The organism is Chryseobacterium rhizoplanae (genome assembly GCF_900182655.1).
In the GTDB taxonomy this organism is placed as follows: Bacteria; Bacteroidota; Bacteroidia; order Flavobacteriales; family Weeksellaceae; genus Chryseobacterium; species Chryseobacterium rhizoplanae.
The window spans coordinates 334,286-351,071 of sequence record NZ_FXTC01000005.1; the positions used below are offsets into that span (position 1 = coordinate 334,286).

At 32.4% G+C, this 16,786-nt stretch carries 16 protein-coding genes; 3 read left to right on the forward strand and 13 right to left on the reverse strand.

The window, feature by feature from the left end:
* Positions 1-411 precede the first annotated feature (411 nt).
* The 8 genes from FN817_RS13950 to FN817_RS13985 form a co-directional block, all read right to left on the reverse strand.
* Positions 412-1,359, reverse strand: a complete 948-nt coding sequence (locus tag FN817_RS13950; RefSeq protein WP_142718485.1) for a glycosyltransferase family 2 protein — start codon at positions 1,357-1,359, stop codon at positions 412-414.
* Positions 1,360-1,514: 155 nt separating this feature from the next.
* Positions 1,515-2,657 (reverse strand): Dabb family protein, encoded by a 1,143-nt coding sequence (locus FN817_RS13955; RefSeq protein WP_142718486.1) that lies wholly within the window; start codon positions 2,655-2,657, stop codon positions 1,515-1,517.
* Between the two features lie 121 nt (positions 2,658-2,778).
* Complete coding sequence (locus FN817_RS13960) at positions 2,779-3,378, reverse strand: DUF6759 domain-containing protein (RefSeq protein ID WP_142718487.1); 600 nt, start codon at positions 3,376-3,378, stop codon at positions 2,779-2,781.
* 38 nt (positions 3,379-3,416) lie between these two features.
* Positions 3,417-3,872 (reverse strand): transposase, encoded by a 456-nt coding sequence (locus FN817_RS13965; protein WP_142718488.1) that lies wholly within the window; start codon positions 3,870-3,872, stop codon positions 3,417-3,419.
* A 45-nt stretch (positions 3,873-3,917) separates the two neighbouring features.
* Positions 3,918-4,268, reverse strand: coding sequence for a helix-turn-helix domain-containing protein (locus FN817_RS13970; RefSeq protein WP_142718489.1), 351 nt, complete (start codon positions 4,266-4,268; stop codon positions 3,918-3,920).
* Positions 4,269-4,284: 16 nt separating this feature from the next.
* Positions 4,285-5,703, reverse strand: coding sequence for a peroxiredoxin family protein (locus tag FN817_RS13975; RefSeq protein WP_142718490.1), 1,419 nt, complete (start codon positions 5,701-5,703; stop codon positions 4,285-4,287).
* 1,039 nt (positions 5,704-6,742) lie between these two features.
* The gene (locus tag FN817_RS13980) at positions 6,743-7,153 is read right to left on the reverse strand and encodes a lipocalin family protein (protein ID WP_142718491.1); all 411 of its coding nucleotides are present in this window, start codon (positions 7,151-7,153) and stop codon (positions 6,743-6,745) included.
* 673 nt (positions 7,154-7,826) lie between these two features.
* On the reverse strand, positions 7,827-8,228 hold the full coding sequence (locus tag FN817_RS13985) for a lipocalin family protein (protein WP_142718492.1): 402 nt from the start codon (positions 8,226-8,228) through the stop codon (positions 7,827-7,829).
* Between the two features lie 343 nt (positions 8,229-8,571).
* Here FN817_RS13985 and FN817_RS13990 point away from each other — a divergent pair, with 343 nt between their 5' ends.
* The 3 genes from FN817_RS13990 to FN817_RS14000 all read left to right on the forward strand — a co-directional run bounded on the left by FN817_RS13990 (position 8,572) and on the right by FN817_RS14000 (position 11,589).
* Entirely contained in the window at positions 8,572-9,342 is a 771-nt protein-coding gene (locus FN817_RS13990; RefSeq protein WP_142718493.1) for a YdcF family protein, read from the forward strand.
* Positions 9,343-9,859: 517 nt separating this feature from the next.
* Entirely contained in the window at positions 9,860-10,267 is a 408-nt protein-coding gene (locus tag FN817_RS13995) for a hypothetical protein (RefSeq protein ID WP_142718494.1), read from the forward strand.
* A complete protein-coding gene (locus FN817_RS14000) occupies positions 10,201-11,589 on the forward strand; it encodes a hypothetical protein (RefSeq protein WP_142718495.1) in 1,389 nt (462 codons plus the stop codon). The genes FN817_RS13995 and FN817_RS14000 overlap by 67 nt, the downstream gene beginning before the upstream one ends.
* A 119-nt stretch (positions 11,590-11,708) precedes the next feature.
* Here FN817_RS14000 and FN817_RS14005 read toward each other — a convergent pair whose 3' ends face one another.
* From FN817_RS14005 to FN817_RS14025, 5 genes are all read right to left on the reverse strand, one after another.
* Positions 11,709-12,302, reverse strand: a complete 594-nt coding sequence (locus FN817_RS14005) for a Crp/Fnr family transcriptional regulator (RefSeq protein WP_142718496.1) — start codon at positions 12,300-12,302, stop codon at positions 11,709-11,711.
* 1,048 nt (positions 12,303-13,350) lie between these two features.
* On the reverse strand, positions 13,351-13,950 hold the full coding sequence (locus FN817_RS14010) for a hypothetical protein (RefSeq protein WP_142718497.1): 600 nt from the start codon (positions 13,948-13,950) through the stop codon (positions 13,351-13,353).
* Between the two features lie 32 nt (positions 13,951-13,982).
* Positions 13,983-15,005 carry an alpha/beta hydrolase gene (locus FN817_RS14015; protein WP_167498871.1) on the reverse strand — a complete coding sequence of 341 codons (1,023 nt, stop codon included), beginning with the start codon at positions 15,003-15,005 and terminating at the stop codon, positions 13,983-13,985.
* A 30-nt stretch (positions 15,006-15,035) separates the two neighbouring features.
* Positions 15,036-15,428, reverse strand: coding sequence for a hypothetical protein (locus FN817_RS14020; protein WP_142718499.1), 393 nt, complete (start codon positions 15,426-15,428; stop codon positions 15,036-15,038).
* A 371-nt stretch (positions 15,429-15,799) separates the two neighbouring features.
* The coding region (locus FN817_RS14025; protein WP_228451562.1) for a thioesterase domain-containing protein at positions 15,800-16,786 on the reverse strand (987 nt) is incomplete at its 5' end.

Consider the following 16,786-nt stretch of genomic DNA (forward strand, 5'->3'; position numbering starts at 1 on the left):
ATTAATATTTCTATATTTCTTAAGGTTAAGAAATGAATTGATACGAACGATCGCATATTGATAATACAAGGGGACAAAGATTATATTTTAAAACAGATATGCATAAAATATCACATTACAATTAGTATACATTCTAGAAATCAGTATATACAAATCATATACAACAAACAATAGACTCATTCTAAACGACTTACAATACATTATATAATGCAGAAACTTTTCAATTCATTTTTATTAACTCTCGAACAAGCAATAAAATAAGTAATGTTCTATAATAGATGATTTATAGTTTATTCTAGAATATATCTAAAAAAATAATCCGACCTCAGAAGATCGGATTGATAAAAGGAAATATACAAAAAATATTATTTGATTGGTATAAATAACCTAGTTAATAATCAATGTAAAAAGTTAATTGAATAAAAATAAAGAATCCCTGAAATTGTTGTTATAGATATCAGCACGAATAATGGTGTAATCTGTAATTATATATTTGAATATCATTTTCCATTTTCTTAAAAAAGAAGCGTCTCCAATGCTAAAGCTTTGGTACATTCTTCGAATATGTATTTTAATTTCTTCTGGAATAGAATCCTCCATCTTAGCCCACTCATGAAGTTCTTTCCATAAAATGACCTTTTTCGTAGCAGGATTTACCTTATCCGGGATAATAAGACTGATCCTATCTGGCACATAAATACCTCTCATCGCTATGGGATTATTGATAATACCAGAATATAGATTAAGATAGAAAGACGTCCGCAGTAGAAAATCAATATCTGTATAAAACGGTATAGGTTTAAAAAAATCTTTCATTTTTTTCATGAAAGATTCTTTTCGCAGAGTCAATGTATCGATATGCAGTTTTCCAAAAAGATTTCCTAAAGTCAGTTGACCGGCAAAAACTACCTCAGGAGGACATTTTTCACAAACCGTTGTCAAATAATTCCTATAAAGATGAAAATATTTATCTTTTGCTTTTTTTGAGTGATAATGAACCCCCAGAGCACCATAAATCCCCTCTACTCTGCTATTTTCAAACATTTCCTTTTCGGCATCAAATCGGTTGGGAAGATAGTGATCGTGAGCATTAAGAAATGCAAGATAATCTCCTTTTGATTTTTCAATTCCAAGATTTCTGCTTGCAGAAACTCCATGGTTTTGCAAATCAGAATGTTGAAAAAGCTTCACTCTTTCATGCTTATGCACTAGATCTTGACAGACACTTAATGATTGGTCATAAGACCCATCTTCAATAAGGATAACTTCGTAAACTTCTCCAAATTGTAAAGCAGATTCAACAGCATTTGTAATAAGTACTTCTGCATTACAGACAGGGATAATAACGGAAATTTTCATTAAATAAATTTTTAATCTTCTGCTTCATTCATATTCAAGCAGAGAAAAGATTCTCTCTACAATCTACAGTTTTGAATAAAAATGATGTTCGAAGGTTATATATGATTAAGAGACGACTATTTTCAATAAGTAGATGGAGTTCTGAAAATGCACTGCTATTTTATAACATCATAATCAAAAACAAGAACACCGCCAATCGGGTCCAAGTATGAACCTACAAAACTTTTGAACTTATCATGCATAGGATCAAAATGTTTAGGATTATTTTGAAAAGGCTTTCCAACATAATAATTACGGTCTTCCAGTGATAAAAAGCTAAGATGGAACGCTATTTCAAAATTAAGATTTGCTGCAGACTTATTATTCTCATAACCATATTCAATAAACTGAATATAAGGTTTGCCGTTTTTAAGTGAATTTTTAAGTTCCATAAAACGGTCAATTACCATCTGCTTTTCAGCCTCTGTTAAATCCTTTCGGAATTTGAACAAAACCCAGTGGTCCAATCTGTATTCTTTTCCTGGAACATCTCCTTTTCCTTTTTCATTACTTAAAAAATCAAAACAGAAAAGCTCATTGTCTGGATCCATATAAGGTGTCAGTGAATCTTTGAAATCTCTATATGTCAATATGGAGCTCTCCGATTCATATAACTTTCCGTCAAAATAATCCCGATCCTCATAAGAACGGAAAGAAATCCTTATTCCTACATCATATCCTGCATTCAGGCCTTCTTTACTATTCTGAAAACCATATTCTATTTTTAAATAGAGTTTTCCGTTTTTTAAAGAACTGCCTAATTCCGTAATTTTTCGTAAAAATTCCTCTTTTTTTTCCTCAGAAAGATCTTTTTTTAATCTGATTAAAACCAATCTTTCAATCCTCTGTCTTGGTTGTACTACCTCAAATTTCGGATCACACGATAAAGCAGAAAATGCCAATACGGTCAGAATTCCAACACATAAAATCCTGAACAGCTTTGAGCCATTCTTATACCTACTCATCGTATACTGATTAACAATTTCACAATATTCCCAAAGAACGTCACCCCCATCCGGAATTAGTTTTCCTTTTTCGTTTATCTTTTCTTCCTGTAAAATCTCTTTAATGCTATCGAAATCCTCATCGAAAACCTTCAAGTATACACCCTCAGTAGTTTCAGATATCATGAAATCAGTCAGAATGGCCCGTTCATTCATAATATAACTTTTGAATCCTCTTTCCCTTAGAGTTTGCCTATCTTTTTTAGCAAAAAGCGGATTGTTGTAAAATTGAAATGTAACTAAATGATCAATCATCTGTAATCTTTTAAAGCTCTTATAATTTGTTGTACAAACATGCCATACGAATTATCGAATCCATCTTTGAAATATCTATAAATATTCAAGTGAAAACTTTTTTAATGGATCTTACGATAGGTTAATGACTTAATGTCAAACAAGTTCCTCTATTAAGTTCCTTTACTTTTTCATATCTTGCTCCACAAATACTTCCACTAATACTGTATTTACCTTTTTCAAGTACTATAAAATTTTCACCATCGTGAGGCACTGCAAGATCATACTTTTCAATTCCTTCTGTAATATGTAGAATGGTATTACAATGACTATGATTTTTAATAACAAGTATTGCATTAGGTGAATCGCGATTACTGCTAAACATTTCATTCAAAAAATCAGCAGTCTTATCCTTGTGCTTAATTTTGTCAGCCTGTAAAAGTTTTTCAAATTTCTCCGGATCAACATCTGAATCACAGTCTTTATTCACAGTCAGTGGTCTGATTTCAATAGGCTTTGAATCCCTTGATCTTTTCATCCACTCATCATTTTTAAGATCTATAATCCTTTTCTTTAATAAAGCATTCTTAGGATCATCCGAATGGGATCTCTTAAGATAATTTTGAATCTCGTTAATATTATTACTTACGAGAATACTATTTAGACTTTTTGTTCCACTGCATTGAATCAACATTACAGCCATAATAAGCAAAAGCTTAACTTTTACTATTTCTTTCATCATTGTGTTTTATATGTAATTAAATTTAGAAACTAATATGACTAATCAGCCTCGGTTTTGCTTTTTGTGTATTTGGCTATCCACTTATTTAAGGTACTTTTTGGAATCCCATATTCTAAAGTTATCTCATTAACCGTTTTCTGTTGAGTTGTTATAAGTTCGGTCATAAAATCAATAACTTCTTTTGTATAGATATTTTTTCTGAATTTAGGCATTGAACTCTGATCACTAGTGGATGTATTTCGTGTGATAGTAGATGCCGCCGGTGCATATAAAATCAGATGCTGTGAATAAATACGAAAAAAATCATATTCCAATAGTTTACTCCACATCAGCAGATAATTAGAATCAATACTTTCCTTCTTGTACATATCCAAAACCTCTACTGGACTTAATGATAAGAAGGAACAAATTCTTGATTCGTTGATATTTAGTTCCAGAACCCTTTTCTTTAAAAGTGTTCCAATATGTATATTTTTAAATATATTAGAATTCATTACTTACCCGTTTTGATGAATTAAATTGATTAATGAAATAATCGGTTATAAAAATAATTTTTTCCATTTTGCAACCGTATTCCGACTCAGCCTGAAATATTGGGCAAGCTGTAGATTGCTGCATTTATACTTTTTCTGGTAGTCAAGAATTCTTAGAATCGTATTAGGATCATAAGACTTATGCCTTGCATTAAAAGATATCGCTTCATGATCATCCTTTCCGGTAATAATTCCACTAAGTTTCAATACATCATAACTCATCAGATGGTCCTTTTCGAGAAAGACTCTGCATCTTTCCATAAGATGCGGATATTTTAACGTGATAAGGTCTGTATATATTCTTTTATAGTCAGGCACTCTAGATGCCGGAGACTTTCTTTTTTTGGTATTTTTCATATTAATATTTTGCATTTTATTGCTGAGGTGCTACATAAGGTCGTGGAGGTTTTCGTATTTTTCTCCATAATTCTGTTGACGGATCGGCAAGTGCTTTTAGTGCAGACTCTGCAGTACTTTCACGGGTAACAATGTTTCCGCGCTGATCAATAACGAATAATGTAGGAGTTGCATGAACGCCGTAATTCATAAAATTGTCTCCTTTCATTCCCTGAAGGTCACAGGATAAAGTAGCTTTCCACTGCAGTTTATCAACACCGTCTTTAAAAACTTTCTGATCTGTATCTCCGGAAATAGCAATCAAACGGATTTTACTTTTGAGAAGATCCCCCTGCTTTTCAGCAAGCATTTTCATCTCCGTTTCGCAATGTCCACAGTCTGACAAGTAAAATACAAGAAGGGTCTTCTGGTATTGAGCATCTGTAAAATCTATTTTTTTGGCAACATTAGAGCCATTTTCAAATGAGCTAATGGTAAGATCCGGTGCTTTATTGCCCGGAGTCGCTTTCTGATATACTGACAGAATACCATTATAAGAGGTAATTTTACCAGAACCTAAAACAATCGGAGAAAGCTTTGCAATGATATTATCATTCCCAGATTGAGTGAGATAATAGGTAATTCGGTCTGTAAATTCAGTATAGAGCTTATTGTCTGAAATTCGATCTCCTATACGCTTAAAGTCAGTTGTAAAAATCTGCCCACCGTCTTTTTTTTCTTCAAGGTCTGTAAATATCGCAATAACGCCATCCCAATGTCCCGAAGAATAAAGACTGGTCCACGAAATATTTTCTGTGATTGTGCGAAGAATTTCTTTTCTATTGTCCTCTTCATTTTCCTTTAAAGCTCCTCCGAGTCCATTGGTGAGATTTACGGTTTGCAGAAAACCGGATGCATAGTCCTTGTTTTTCTCAAGATTCTTCTGAAAACCTGTATAACGGTCTTTTTGTATAGCCAGCTCTTTTTGATAAAGGCTGTAGTTTTTATCATCCTTTGGATAAGCTTTGATCACCATGTTCATGGCAACAAAGCGGTCAACAATTGATTTTTGTGCGCTATATCGGGAATTCAAAAAGCTGTTTTCATCGTTGTTTTTATAGATGATATTTTTATTATCCGGTATAGCAGAAGTGCATTCTACAGAAAAGTTGTGGCCAGGGATAATCATATCAAGACCTCCCCCTTCCTGGGTTCCGGTAATCAGCCATCTGGACATTCCCGTGTAGGGAGATAGCTCTTTGGGAACTTCCAAAGTAAACCTACCATCAGCAGGTATGGTTCCTTTTTGAACCTTAGTATCTTTTCCTTGAAAAAGAATAAAGTCATAAGTCTTGCCGGCAAAGTGAGGAAAATACATGCTGACAGATTGCCCTGAAATACTAATGGTAGTACTTAAGAAAATGATAATCAGTATGAGTTTGTTTTTGTAGTACATAAAATTTAATGAAATTAAAATGGGTAATTAGTTTTTTTAAGTTTCTTTTATTGACAATTTCTTAAAATGCAATTACTGATATTCTTTGGTATTTTGGTGGGGGCGCCGTACTGCTAGCCAAGTAAAAATAAAATGCTTGTACAATCTTTTTTACTACTCAAAATAGTTCTCAGCAGCAGCTACGGACTATGCTCCCATATTGTTCATAATTATTATTAATAATGAGCTTATATTTTAATAAAGTGCAGCAAATTTCTTTGCTGCACGGGTTTGAATGAAGAAACAAACCCTATAAAATAGTCTATTAATGTGCTAATCAATACCAATTATTAGATTTAAGGTGAAACACAGTTATTGATCCCTACCTGCCTGAGCATAAAATACTAAAAACAAATAATATATACTTTTTCATTTATATAACATTTAATGATTATTTATTGTTTTAATCCTAATAAATTGATTGAGATGATTTTGTCTATATACTAACTTAATTTATCTTAAAGCTGAAAACACATTAAGTCATTAAGAAAGTATCTCAAACAAATTTAGGATCTCCTGGGCAAAAAAAACATTGATTAACAGTCATATTACAACTATCTAACTGTAGTTTTTTAACTATTTACAATTGATAATCGGTCAGTTTTAAACATAAAAAATGTGGCAAAATATATTTGCCACACAAAGGGTAAACCCAAAAAGACTAAGGATGAAAAAAAATAGTAATTAAATTACTGACTCTGATGTTAAAAAAGATATACTTAAGAAAAGGCCCGGCATTGGTTGCACGATCAGTGCCGGGCGCTCAAAATTAAAATAATAAGGATAGCATTATGTTTTGACATGAAAAAATATATACTTCTGCTATACTGTTATCCCGGCACTTAACCGAAGTTTATAAGAAAGGTTCCTTATTTTTATTAGTTTTATCCGCTCAATAGTATTTAACGGAACCTACCTAAGAAAAACGCCAAACAAATCAGAAACTATGCATTATAAATCAGGGGTAGAAAGTGTCTTATTATTTTAATTGAATATTTATTTAGTTTTCCTTATGATAAAATTCTGCATCGCTGACATTGATTCCAATAGGAGAGAGGATCAGTTCACTATCATCAACTTCTTTAATGACAAGGGTATCGATTCCTTTAGAGATCAGTTTGACACCTTCAGTGTGATAAGATAAGTAAATTGTGTCTTCAGATAATTTCCACCCATCATATAGCAACGTATGAATATTAAGTGAAGAGGCAGTACCATTTTCCTGTAATTCAAAACCCTGTTTTTCTTTTTGCTGACCAGCAATAGGCTGTAACCACTTTCCAATCAGCTTCTCCCTGTAGGGATTAGGAACTGAGGCTGTAGATGAAAAACCCTTAGTTATCTTCTTTTCCGAAAACGGATTGCAAGCGGACAACATACAGGCAAAAGTTAGAAGAATTAATTTTTTCATATTTATATAATTTAAGTTGGAAGTAATTATAAAAACTTCACCGGTATATTCAAGTCCACATTTCAATTTTATAATTGCTTTTTAACTCAATGTTATAGTACAAATGTATACTCTTATTATTAATTACAACACTGAACACAAGTCATATTATCACTAGTAAATTATAGTTTTTTCACTATTTTGCATGAAAAGAAATCAGGAAAGTTTTAATAGTACAGACATAAAATAAAACGTGCGACAATATCTTGTCGCACTGAGGTATTTAAACCCAAACACTAAGGATGAAAATTAGATTCTTAATGAATATGACTATGAAGCTCTAACAAATTATTTTTATAATAAAAATACAGTAAGTCTGTATTTATACTTAGCGCTTAGGTTCTTCGAACCTCATGATAAATTCAACCTTTTCAATTTTTTTGTTCTTACTTATCTTTATTTATGTATTGTTATAGATTTTTGTAGGTGAAATCAGTAAAAACCTGGCATAAGTTGTACTCTGCCAGGTACCCAAATTTAATAATATGATAGCGTGTAAATCATGTAGATTGATCATTAATGATCAAATGTAAAGAGCTACATTTTGAATATAAAATTATTTAAAGTTGCATTATCACTAGTATTTAGTAGTTTTTTGATTAATGCTTTGGTTTGATGGAATAGAAATCTTCAGTTATTTTTCTTTGGTGTATGTATCTTCATCAGAAGTATTGGTTCCTGCAGAAGAAACCACCAGATTGTTCACATCCAGTTTTTTGATTATTAGAGTATCAACACCGTTTGAAACTTGCTGGACACCCTCTGTATGATACCAAAGGAAAAGAGTATCCTGTGAAACCATCCATTTGTCGTATTGCAAAGTGTGAATATTCAGTGATGTAGCCACTCCGTTTTCATAGAGTTCAAAGCCTTGTTTTTCACTTTCCATACCGGGAATAGGCTGAAGCCACTTTCCTATAAGTTTGACTCTTTGTGAATTAATATCTTTAGTAGAGTCTGAATTCTTATTTCCTGAAGGAGAATTACACGCGGTCAATACACCGAGGGCGATCCATAAAATAGTTTGTTTTTTCATAACATGTAAAATTTAGAGTTTTCAAAAATTATTAATATAAAATGATTATTATAAGTATTATTTCTAATTGTATTATATTTAAGCACCATACCTTATATTTTAATGATAATTCTGTAAAATTAAATCATATCTTTTTTAACAAAGATAAATGCAATATAGATTTACGTTGAGAATAATGTAAAATTATCACTACACCATTTTTTAAAGATTAGTATTTTCTTGATTATTAATGAAATAAAGATCTGTTATAGTGTGTTTTTTGTATTTTCACCCCTCGCAAAATGGTTTTGTATTTATTTTGAAATTCATTTCTCCAAAATTTATTAATTTTAAATAATCAAACATGAAAATACTATTAAATGCTATTTTTTCAGTGCTTAAAATACTGACTGATCCCTTTATTTTATTTGTTGTAATGGCTATAATAATTGTTATTCTTAGGAAAAAGAATAAATATAAGGCTGCCTTGTTAGGAATCATCATATTAACATCAACCATCTTAATAATAACGACTGGCATTGTAGGTAAATTAACTGCACAGTATTTACAGGAAGAATATACATCCAAACTTCCACCTGTTTCTTCTCCTTCAGTAATAGTGATTCTTGGCGGAGGAACTGTCCGCTTGAATGAAACCCAGGAATCCAACCTCATTTCTTACTCAAGACTTATTGCAGCGTTTAAATTATATCAGAATGCTAAGCAAAATAAACAACCATGCAAAATATTGGCATCCGGAAACGGAAATCACAATGGGAGCTCTGAAGCAGTATTGTATGCCAAGGTTCTTACCGAAATGGGCGTTCCTGAAACCGACATTATTAAGGAAGAGAGGAGTATGAATACATATGAAAATGCCAAATATTCAAGTGTGATATTAAGAAAATTATCCTCTTCAAAAGTATATCTTGTCACTTCAGGTTTTCATATCAAAAGAGCTGCAGTAATCTTTAAAACTTTTGGTGTACATCCAGTACCATGTCCTTCCGATTTAATTAATACCCATCTTACAGTGATTCCCAATTCCTATAACAGTGCAATGACTTCCATGATGTTAGGTGAAATAGTAGGAATATGGCAGGTTCAACTTTACAATAGATTAGGGCTTAATTAATCATCTTTTATGAGTAGTAGTATTTTAAAAAAGCCAGCCATAATTATCAATTACGATTGGCAAAAAATTAAGTAAAATCAATAGATCATCTTCAATTTTTTAATAAACCACCTTCCTGAAAAACCAATATTATACTATTTCATTTAGAGATCCTAAGAAATCTATCTGCTGTATTTACCATAGCAAATAACCTCCTATTTTGTAACGAAAAAACTATAAACGGTTAATTAAAAACTACATATATATATTTTCGACTAATGACTTTTGTATCTAATTTTAAAGTGTAGGTGACACGCTGATTTATTGAAATAAATAGTCTGATAATCTCTGTTGTTCTACAATGTATGTTATGCTGGATTATTTTATTCAGAACGTAAAAGATAAATATCATATTATTTGATAATTAGCAGACAATTAGATTTAACTATTAAATAGCACTGATATTTAGATTTTTATACCATGAAAATATCTCTAAGATATTATTTACTTAATAATGAAACATGAAATACCTACAACCATGAAAAAATTAGCTTTCTTGTGTATCTTGGTTTTCTCCTTAACCTCAGCGCAAATTCAAACAAACTTTTCTAAATCAAAAAAAACAAATAGTAAAGAAATTAAATCTAAAGTAGCTACAAACTCTTCCGTTAAAAAACACGGAAAGGATACAGCTCTCGTAATGCCAAAGTCCTTTAAAGAGAATACCCGACAATCCGTAAAATCTATTTCCTATAATATCGAAAATGTTTCGGGAGACCAATATTCTTTTAAAGGATTTGGAACATCAAATGGACCAGCAATTATCCTACATTCATCCAATGGAACTTCAGCTACTCCAATAGAACTTCAGCTACTCCAATGGATCTTGCCCCTAACGATTTTATTGGTTCAATCTATTTTAGTCCAAGAACAGCTGGTATATTAAATATTTCAGGAGGATCTTCGATAAATTCTTATTATCGTGGAGATGGAACTACATTATTAAGTGATTTAATATTCAGAACTTCCGATGGAGAACGGTTTCGTATAAATCCTATTGGAAATATAGGAATTGGCACTGCTGCCCCTAATCATTTACTGGATCTCGGTCCAAATATTGGAACCACATCTGGTGATATGTTAGGGAAAAAACTTGCTGTATACAATAATACAGCAGGTACTGATTTTTACGGACTGGGAGTAAATGCTGGAATCCTACAGTTTCATGCGGGCTCCGGTCCCACTATATCTCCAGGAATGGTGTTAAGTTCTTCAGGAAAAGTAGGTATTGGAACAACTGCACCCCACAACACATTAGATCTTGGGTTATACTTAGCAAGTAATGCAACAGACGTGCTTGGTGAAAAGTTGGCAGTCTACAATAATGCGGACGGAACTGATTTTTATGGATTGGGAAGCAGCACCGATATTCTTCAATTCCATGCAGGTTCAACTTCTGCTAAGTCTCCTGGAATGGTATTAAATTCTGCAGGAAAAGTAGGTATTGGAACAACTGCACCAAATAACACATTAGATCTGGGATCTAATATTGGAAGTAGCCCTAATGATGTACTTGGGAAAAAACTTGCACTCTATAACAATGCTACTGGCAACTCTTTTTATGGAGTTGGAGTAAGCTCTGGTATCCTTCAATTTCATGCTGGATCTGCGACAGACAAGGCACCGGCAATGGTTTTAAGTTCAGTTGGAAATCTAGGGATAGGCACAACGTCTCCAAAAAAAACTATGGACATTGAAGGAACTGCACGAATAAGTCAAACTGTAGCTGACAATATCCCAAACAGATTAATGAACGGAACAAACGAACCTCTTTATGCCAGCACTACAGATGGAACAGTTCGTTTTGCTCCAAATGGTTACACAAGAGTTTCCGGGGGATATAGACCTGGAGGAAATGCCCTGATAGCTACTTTCCCTAAAACAAATTTGATAGCAAGAATTCGATTTGTACATTATGTTGATAATAGTGATGATACAAACAACGGAAGAGCTGCTGCTTATACTTATGGTGATTTTACCATAATTGGTATGGATTATAATCATCTTAATACTATAGTTGATGTCACAATAAAAGGATATGATGGGAATCCAAAATCATTTACCCGTACAGACACTAGTATCAGTTGGGTCAATTCTAATCTTGGTACAACGAAAATTAGTATAGATCAAGATAATGGAGAATTACGAGTTACCAATACGAATGGTACTGTTTATAGTTATTTCTTTGAAATATTAGGTGGTATATAAAGTAAGCGATTTACCTGGTAAATCAACTTTCAAGATTTTTTCGGCTTACTTTACTGGAATATTTTTTAAACTTTTATTGATAAAATGTCTAATCTTTTTACCTCCTTATGGAGGTTTTTTTAATATTCAATTTTCTTTTTATTTAATCTTATTATCCTAAAATCTGCCATTTTCTTAATTGTCCTGATTACTGTTTCTACTCTCAGTCCAGTTAAATTAGCAAGCTGTTGTCTAGTATAGGGTACTATAAAGCTCTGTTCTTTATAACCATTGATCGTTTTAATATAATCAAGTAATGTTTTAATTTTCATTTGAGGATCACCCGAAGCAATGCTAAAAAGCATAATATATTTATAGAGTAATCTTTCTGACATAAATTTAAATACAGTCATCATTACATCTTTATTCTGCTGTACTAAAGATAGAAAATCCGAAGCAGGTAATTTTAAAATTTTGCAATCAGTTTTTGCAATTGCATTCATTGGGTAGGGCTGTTCAATAAACAACAATGATTCACCTAAACTTTGTCCGTCAGAAATTATACCCTGTATAAACTCGCGTCCATCTTCCTGAAAGTTATTTAGTTCAACAGTTCCTTTTACAACCTGAAAGTAAAACCTTGGTAATGTACCTTCACTAAAAATCACATCTTTTGTATGAAATTCTTCATAGGTTGCTCCATGTGAAAGTAACAGATCTTCACTAATTATCATATCGTTAATTTTTCATTTAAGCAATGAAATTGTTAGTAAAAAATTAATTCATATTACATCAAATAGCATACCGTAATCAATTATTTCTACCACACATTAATATTCAAAAATATACAGAAAAAAATTCATCCTTCTTTATTCCTACTATAAAATTCAACATTATGGTAATATCAAATAATTTATTCTAATCTTAAAAACAACTATTGTTGGGTGATTTTCCTGTTCGTACTGAAAATATTAATAAATTATATGTATAAAAGTTCTACACTCCATTCAACTTCTGGTAAACTTTCTAAAGTACTGACTGATCCCTTTATTTTATTTGTTGTGATTGTAGCCATGTCAGGAATCATCATATTAACATCAACCTTCTTAATAATAATGATTGGCATTATAGAATTAGTTGCACAGTATTTACAGGAAGGATATCCATCCAAACTTCCACCTGTTTCTTCTCCTTCGGTAATAATGTTCTTGGCGGAAGAACTGTCCCCTTGAAACTAATTCCCAATTCCTACAACAGTGCAATGACTTCCATGATGTTAGGTGAAATAGTAAGAATATGGCAGGTTCAACTTTACAATAGATTAGGGCTTAATTAATCGTTTTTTATGAGTACTGGTATTTTAAAAAAGCCAGCCGTAATTATCAATTACGGCTGGCATAAAATTAAGTGAAATCAATAGTTTATCTTCAATTTTTTGATAAACCACCTTTCCTGAAAACCAACCATTTATAAAAACCAATATTATATTATTTCATTTAGAGATCCTGAGGAATCTATCTGCTGTATTTCAGTTGTATGACTATTTTGGTTAAAATGCCGGAGCGGGATGAATTCTCCGGCGATAACCACAAATTATGATAATAGAATTTAGTTATGTTAAACTACGCCCATCCCATTTTTTCACACCGTACAATTAACTATAAAAAAATGTGAATTTCTCTATGTATGTTTTGTATTGTAAATGTACCATATATATCACATATAACATCCTAATAAACTGTAGTTTTATCCATACCCAGATGTCAAAAAAACACTATAAGCCTACTTCTGATAAGTCCCGCTTATTTGTTGGGCAATAGCTTCAACATTAGAGGTAAAGTGTTCTGTCAACAGCATATTAATGTTATTAAGCTTACTTAACTTTTCATTTTCTGCCGAAATTTCTTTCCTGAAATTAAATCTATTTTTAATATTTCTTTCCTTGTTTAGTTGGTCCTTAAGCTGATTAATTGTTGACACTGAAAGAGCAATTCTTTTAACCAGACTTTGATAATCATTTCTGGTATTTGTCATTCCACCAAATATATCCTGAAATACAATATGCTCCACTCGGTACATTATCTGCTTGTTGGTAATCTCAATAACATTGGTGTAGGAAGGAATAGTAGATTGGGAATCATTATAATGCACTAAGGGTAGCCTCTCTTCAAAGGAAAGAATACCTGACCTTTGGTCATCCTTATTCAGGGTATATAGAGAAGAATTACTTATAATCCATTTTTTCAGAATTATATAAAGCTCTTTTTTCTGTTTGTCGGTATTTATGGTTTTGGTATAGGTGTAATCACCATCTGTCAATTCCAATGTCTGGGCGTGTAAAAACGAGGCAAGAACAATAAATAGAAGAGATAATTTTTTCATGGTATTATTTTTATATGATTAGTTGGAATTTATTATTTCCTAATCCCGGAAGATAAAAAAGCTGAAACCTTTTTTAGAGCCTCTTTTCCTGCATCTCCCTTCAAATTAAACTGATATTCATGAGGTAATACCGGACTATAATCTTTGGGATAAAATAAAGAATCAACTTTGACATTCATTTGAGTCAGTTTACGGGCTAATGAATGGGATTGATTCGCTAAAGGATCCCCATTCCCCACACTGATAAATGTTGGTGGAAACGTGGAAGAAATATAATTATAAACAGAAGCAGGAGCAATCTTTGGATCAGTCATAAAATCCTCCGTTCCGGTATACGCCCAAAGGACTGTCTTTAAGAAACCTTTATACTTTCCCTCGAAATCAACCTGATTGAGATCGTATGCGCCACAAAATAAAATTACACCTGAAAGCTGCGCCCTTGTTATCGAAGGAAACATTTTCATTTCCGAAGCATACGAAGGTTCAGAAATAATATTGGCTAACTGTGCAGCAACATGAGCCCCGCCTGAATCACCGGCAATGATGATGGAATCAGGATCTACATGAAGATTCTTATAGTTATTTATAAGATAGTCCAATGCCTGATTAGCCTGAATGACAGGTGTAGGATAGGTATGTTCTGGAGCGATGGAATAATTGATAGCAATTACTGTAAATCCTTTTGCTGCAAGAATTTTACAGTAATTAGCAACATTCTCTTTACTTCCGGACACCCATCCCCCACCATGAATCCACATAATAGTGGGTAGTACTTTGCGGATTTTGATCATAGATTGAGGATAATATACATCAAGATAAGCGTCCTTGTCATCTTTCTGATATTGCAGATTACTTATTGTAGCAATCCCGGCAGGTACAAAAGGCTGAAGAGCCTTTGCAGTTTTTTTACCATTTTTGTTGAAAGCAAGGCGGATCAGCATAACTTCCGGCCACAGGCTGATCTGACAAAATATTAAGGATCCACTGCCTAGAATTATAAAGCACATACAGAACTTGATCGCAATCAGCTTCATTGCCTTGAAAGCTTTGTTCATAAATATTATTTCCATGGTTATTCAGAATTATTAGTAGGATACTTTTCTAAGTTTTTTTTGTCGTTTGGGTTCCGCTGTATGATGAAAAACGATCATATCAAGATTTCTGTTTAAAAAAGTGATTTCTCCATTAATATCAGTATATCTATATTCACTATTTTCAGCAGTATATTCCGGTAAATCTATACTTTTCTTAAGCTCATGAGTCTCTCCGTCCAGATGTATGGTTACCGTATTGGTCGTATTGTTGAGAATAACCTCCATTTCATCCTCTGCGAATTGATCGTCAAGATAAACGTTCTTAATAATATGATTAGAATGAATCTGTTTTTCAGCCTTAAATAATTTTGTTTTCCCAGGCTGTTCACATGCTGTTACTGAATAGATCAGTATTATTAAAAAGAAAAATATTTTTTTTTTCATGGCAATACATTATTTAATTTGTTATGGTTAGCAACAATGCCAAAATATCATGGAGCAGTTACCCCACCATTGTTGTTAACTGTAAAGCTTGCGATGAAAATGTAGTTCCCCTACTTATCTATGTAAATTTAATACTTATGCGATATGAAAACTAAAAGACAAATGTAGATTTATATAGAATTTAATGTAAAATTATAACTACCATTAGTGCGTTTTTATATTATAAGTTCTTTTAGAAATCATTTGTATCTCGTGTTGAGAGCGAATAAGAATATAAGTAATAGAATCTGGTTACAATTATAATAAAAAAGCAACCAGGAATATATCCTGGTTGCCAACCTAACCAAATCAAAAACCTATAAAAGTCTTCTTTAAAATAATGGAATCATTTTTTGTGGATCATGGATTAATCTTTTAATAATATCTATAATAAACTCCTCTTCTTTTATAATTTCCTGGTGTGATGCCTCAACTGGATACACCATTAATAAATCGGAATTTTCTATTGTTTTGTCCAAATTATTACAATCCAACTGATGAATATGATCAAAAAGTAACTGGCTTTCTTTTCCCCCTTTAACCATAGCTTTTAATAATACCATCCTTGTAAATCTCAAACGGGTAGTAATTTTTTGTCCAACAATACAATGTTCAGCCAACGCAAACTTTTTGGACGCTAAAAAAAGTTCACTGTCTACAGGTGCTTTAAATTCTTCACTTATTTCATCATCACTAGGCACGGAAGAAAGCTCCATCAGTTTTGCATCTTCACCTCTGAGTATAGTATCCAACATCAATATTATAATATTTTTATGACCCCTGCTTTCTAAAATTGAAGCGATCTCCAGAGCAATCTGTCCCCCTAAACACCATCCTACCAAAATATACTCTTTCTGTTGGCTGGATTTCTGTATTACTTCGATATGGTTTAGATAGTACATAGCCAAATCATTAAGATTGGTTATTTTTTCATCATTGTATAAATTATAAGAATCCACTCCATAGCATTGACAATAAGGTCTTAGCTTTTCAGCGAGTCCCTTATATACTTCACATCCCGCTCCTCCCGGGTGGATCATAAAAGCACTGGGTTTGTCAGTAACATGGTTTAAAGGAATGACTGCTTTATATTCAGGTTCATAGTGATTGATAACCAAGCTTAGTTTGTTAATCGTCTTTTCATTAAAAATATCGATAACCTTAGCTTGTATCCCCGTTCGCTGATAAATTTTATTGACCAGTTTAATAGCCATAATACTATTACCTCCCAATCGGAAAAAATCATCATGGATACTGATATGATCTGAATCTAGACCTAGCATTTCTCCGTAAATCTCCACCAGCAACTCCTGTAAAGG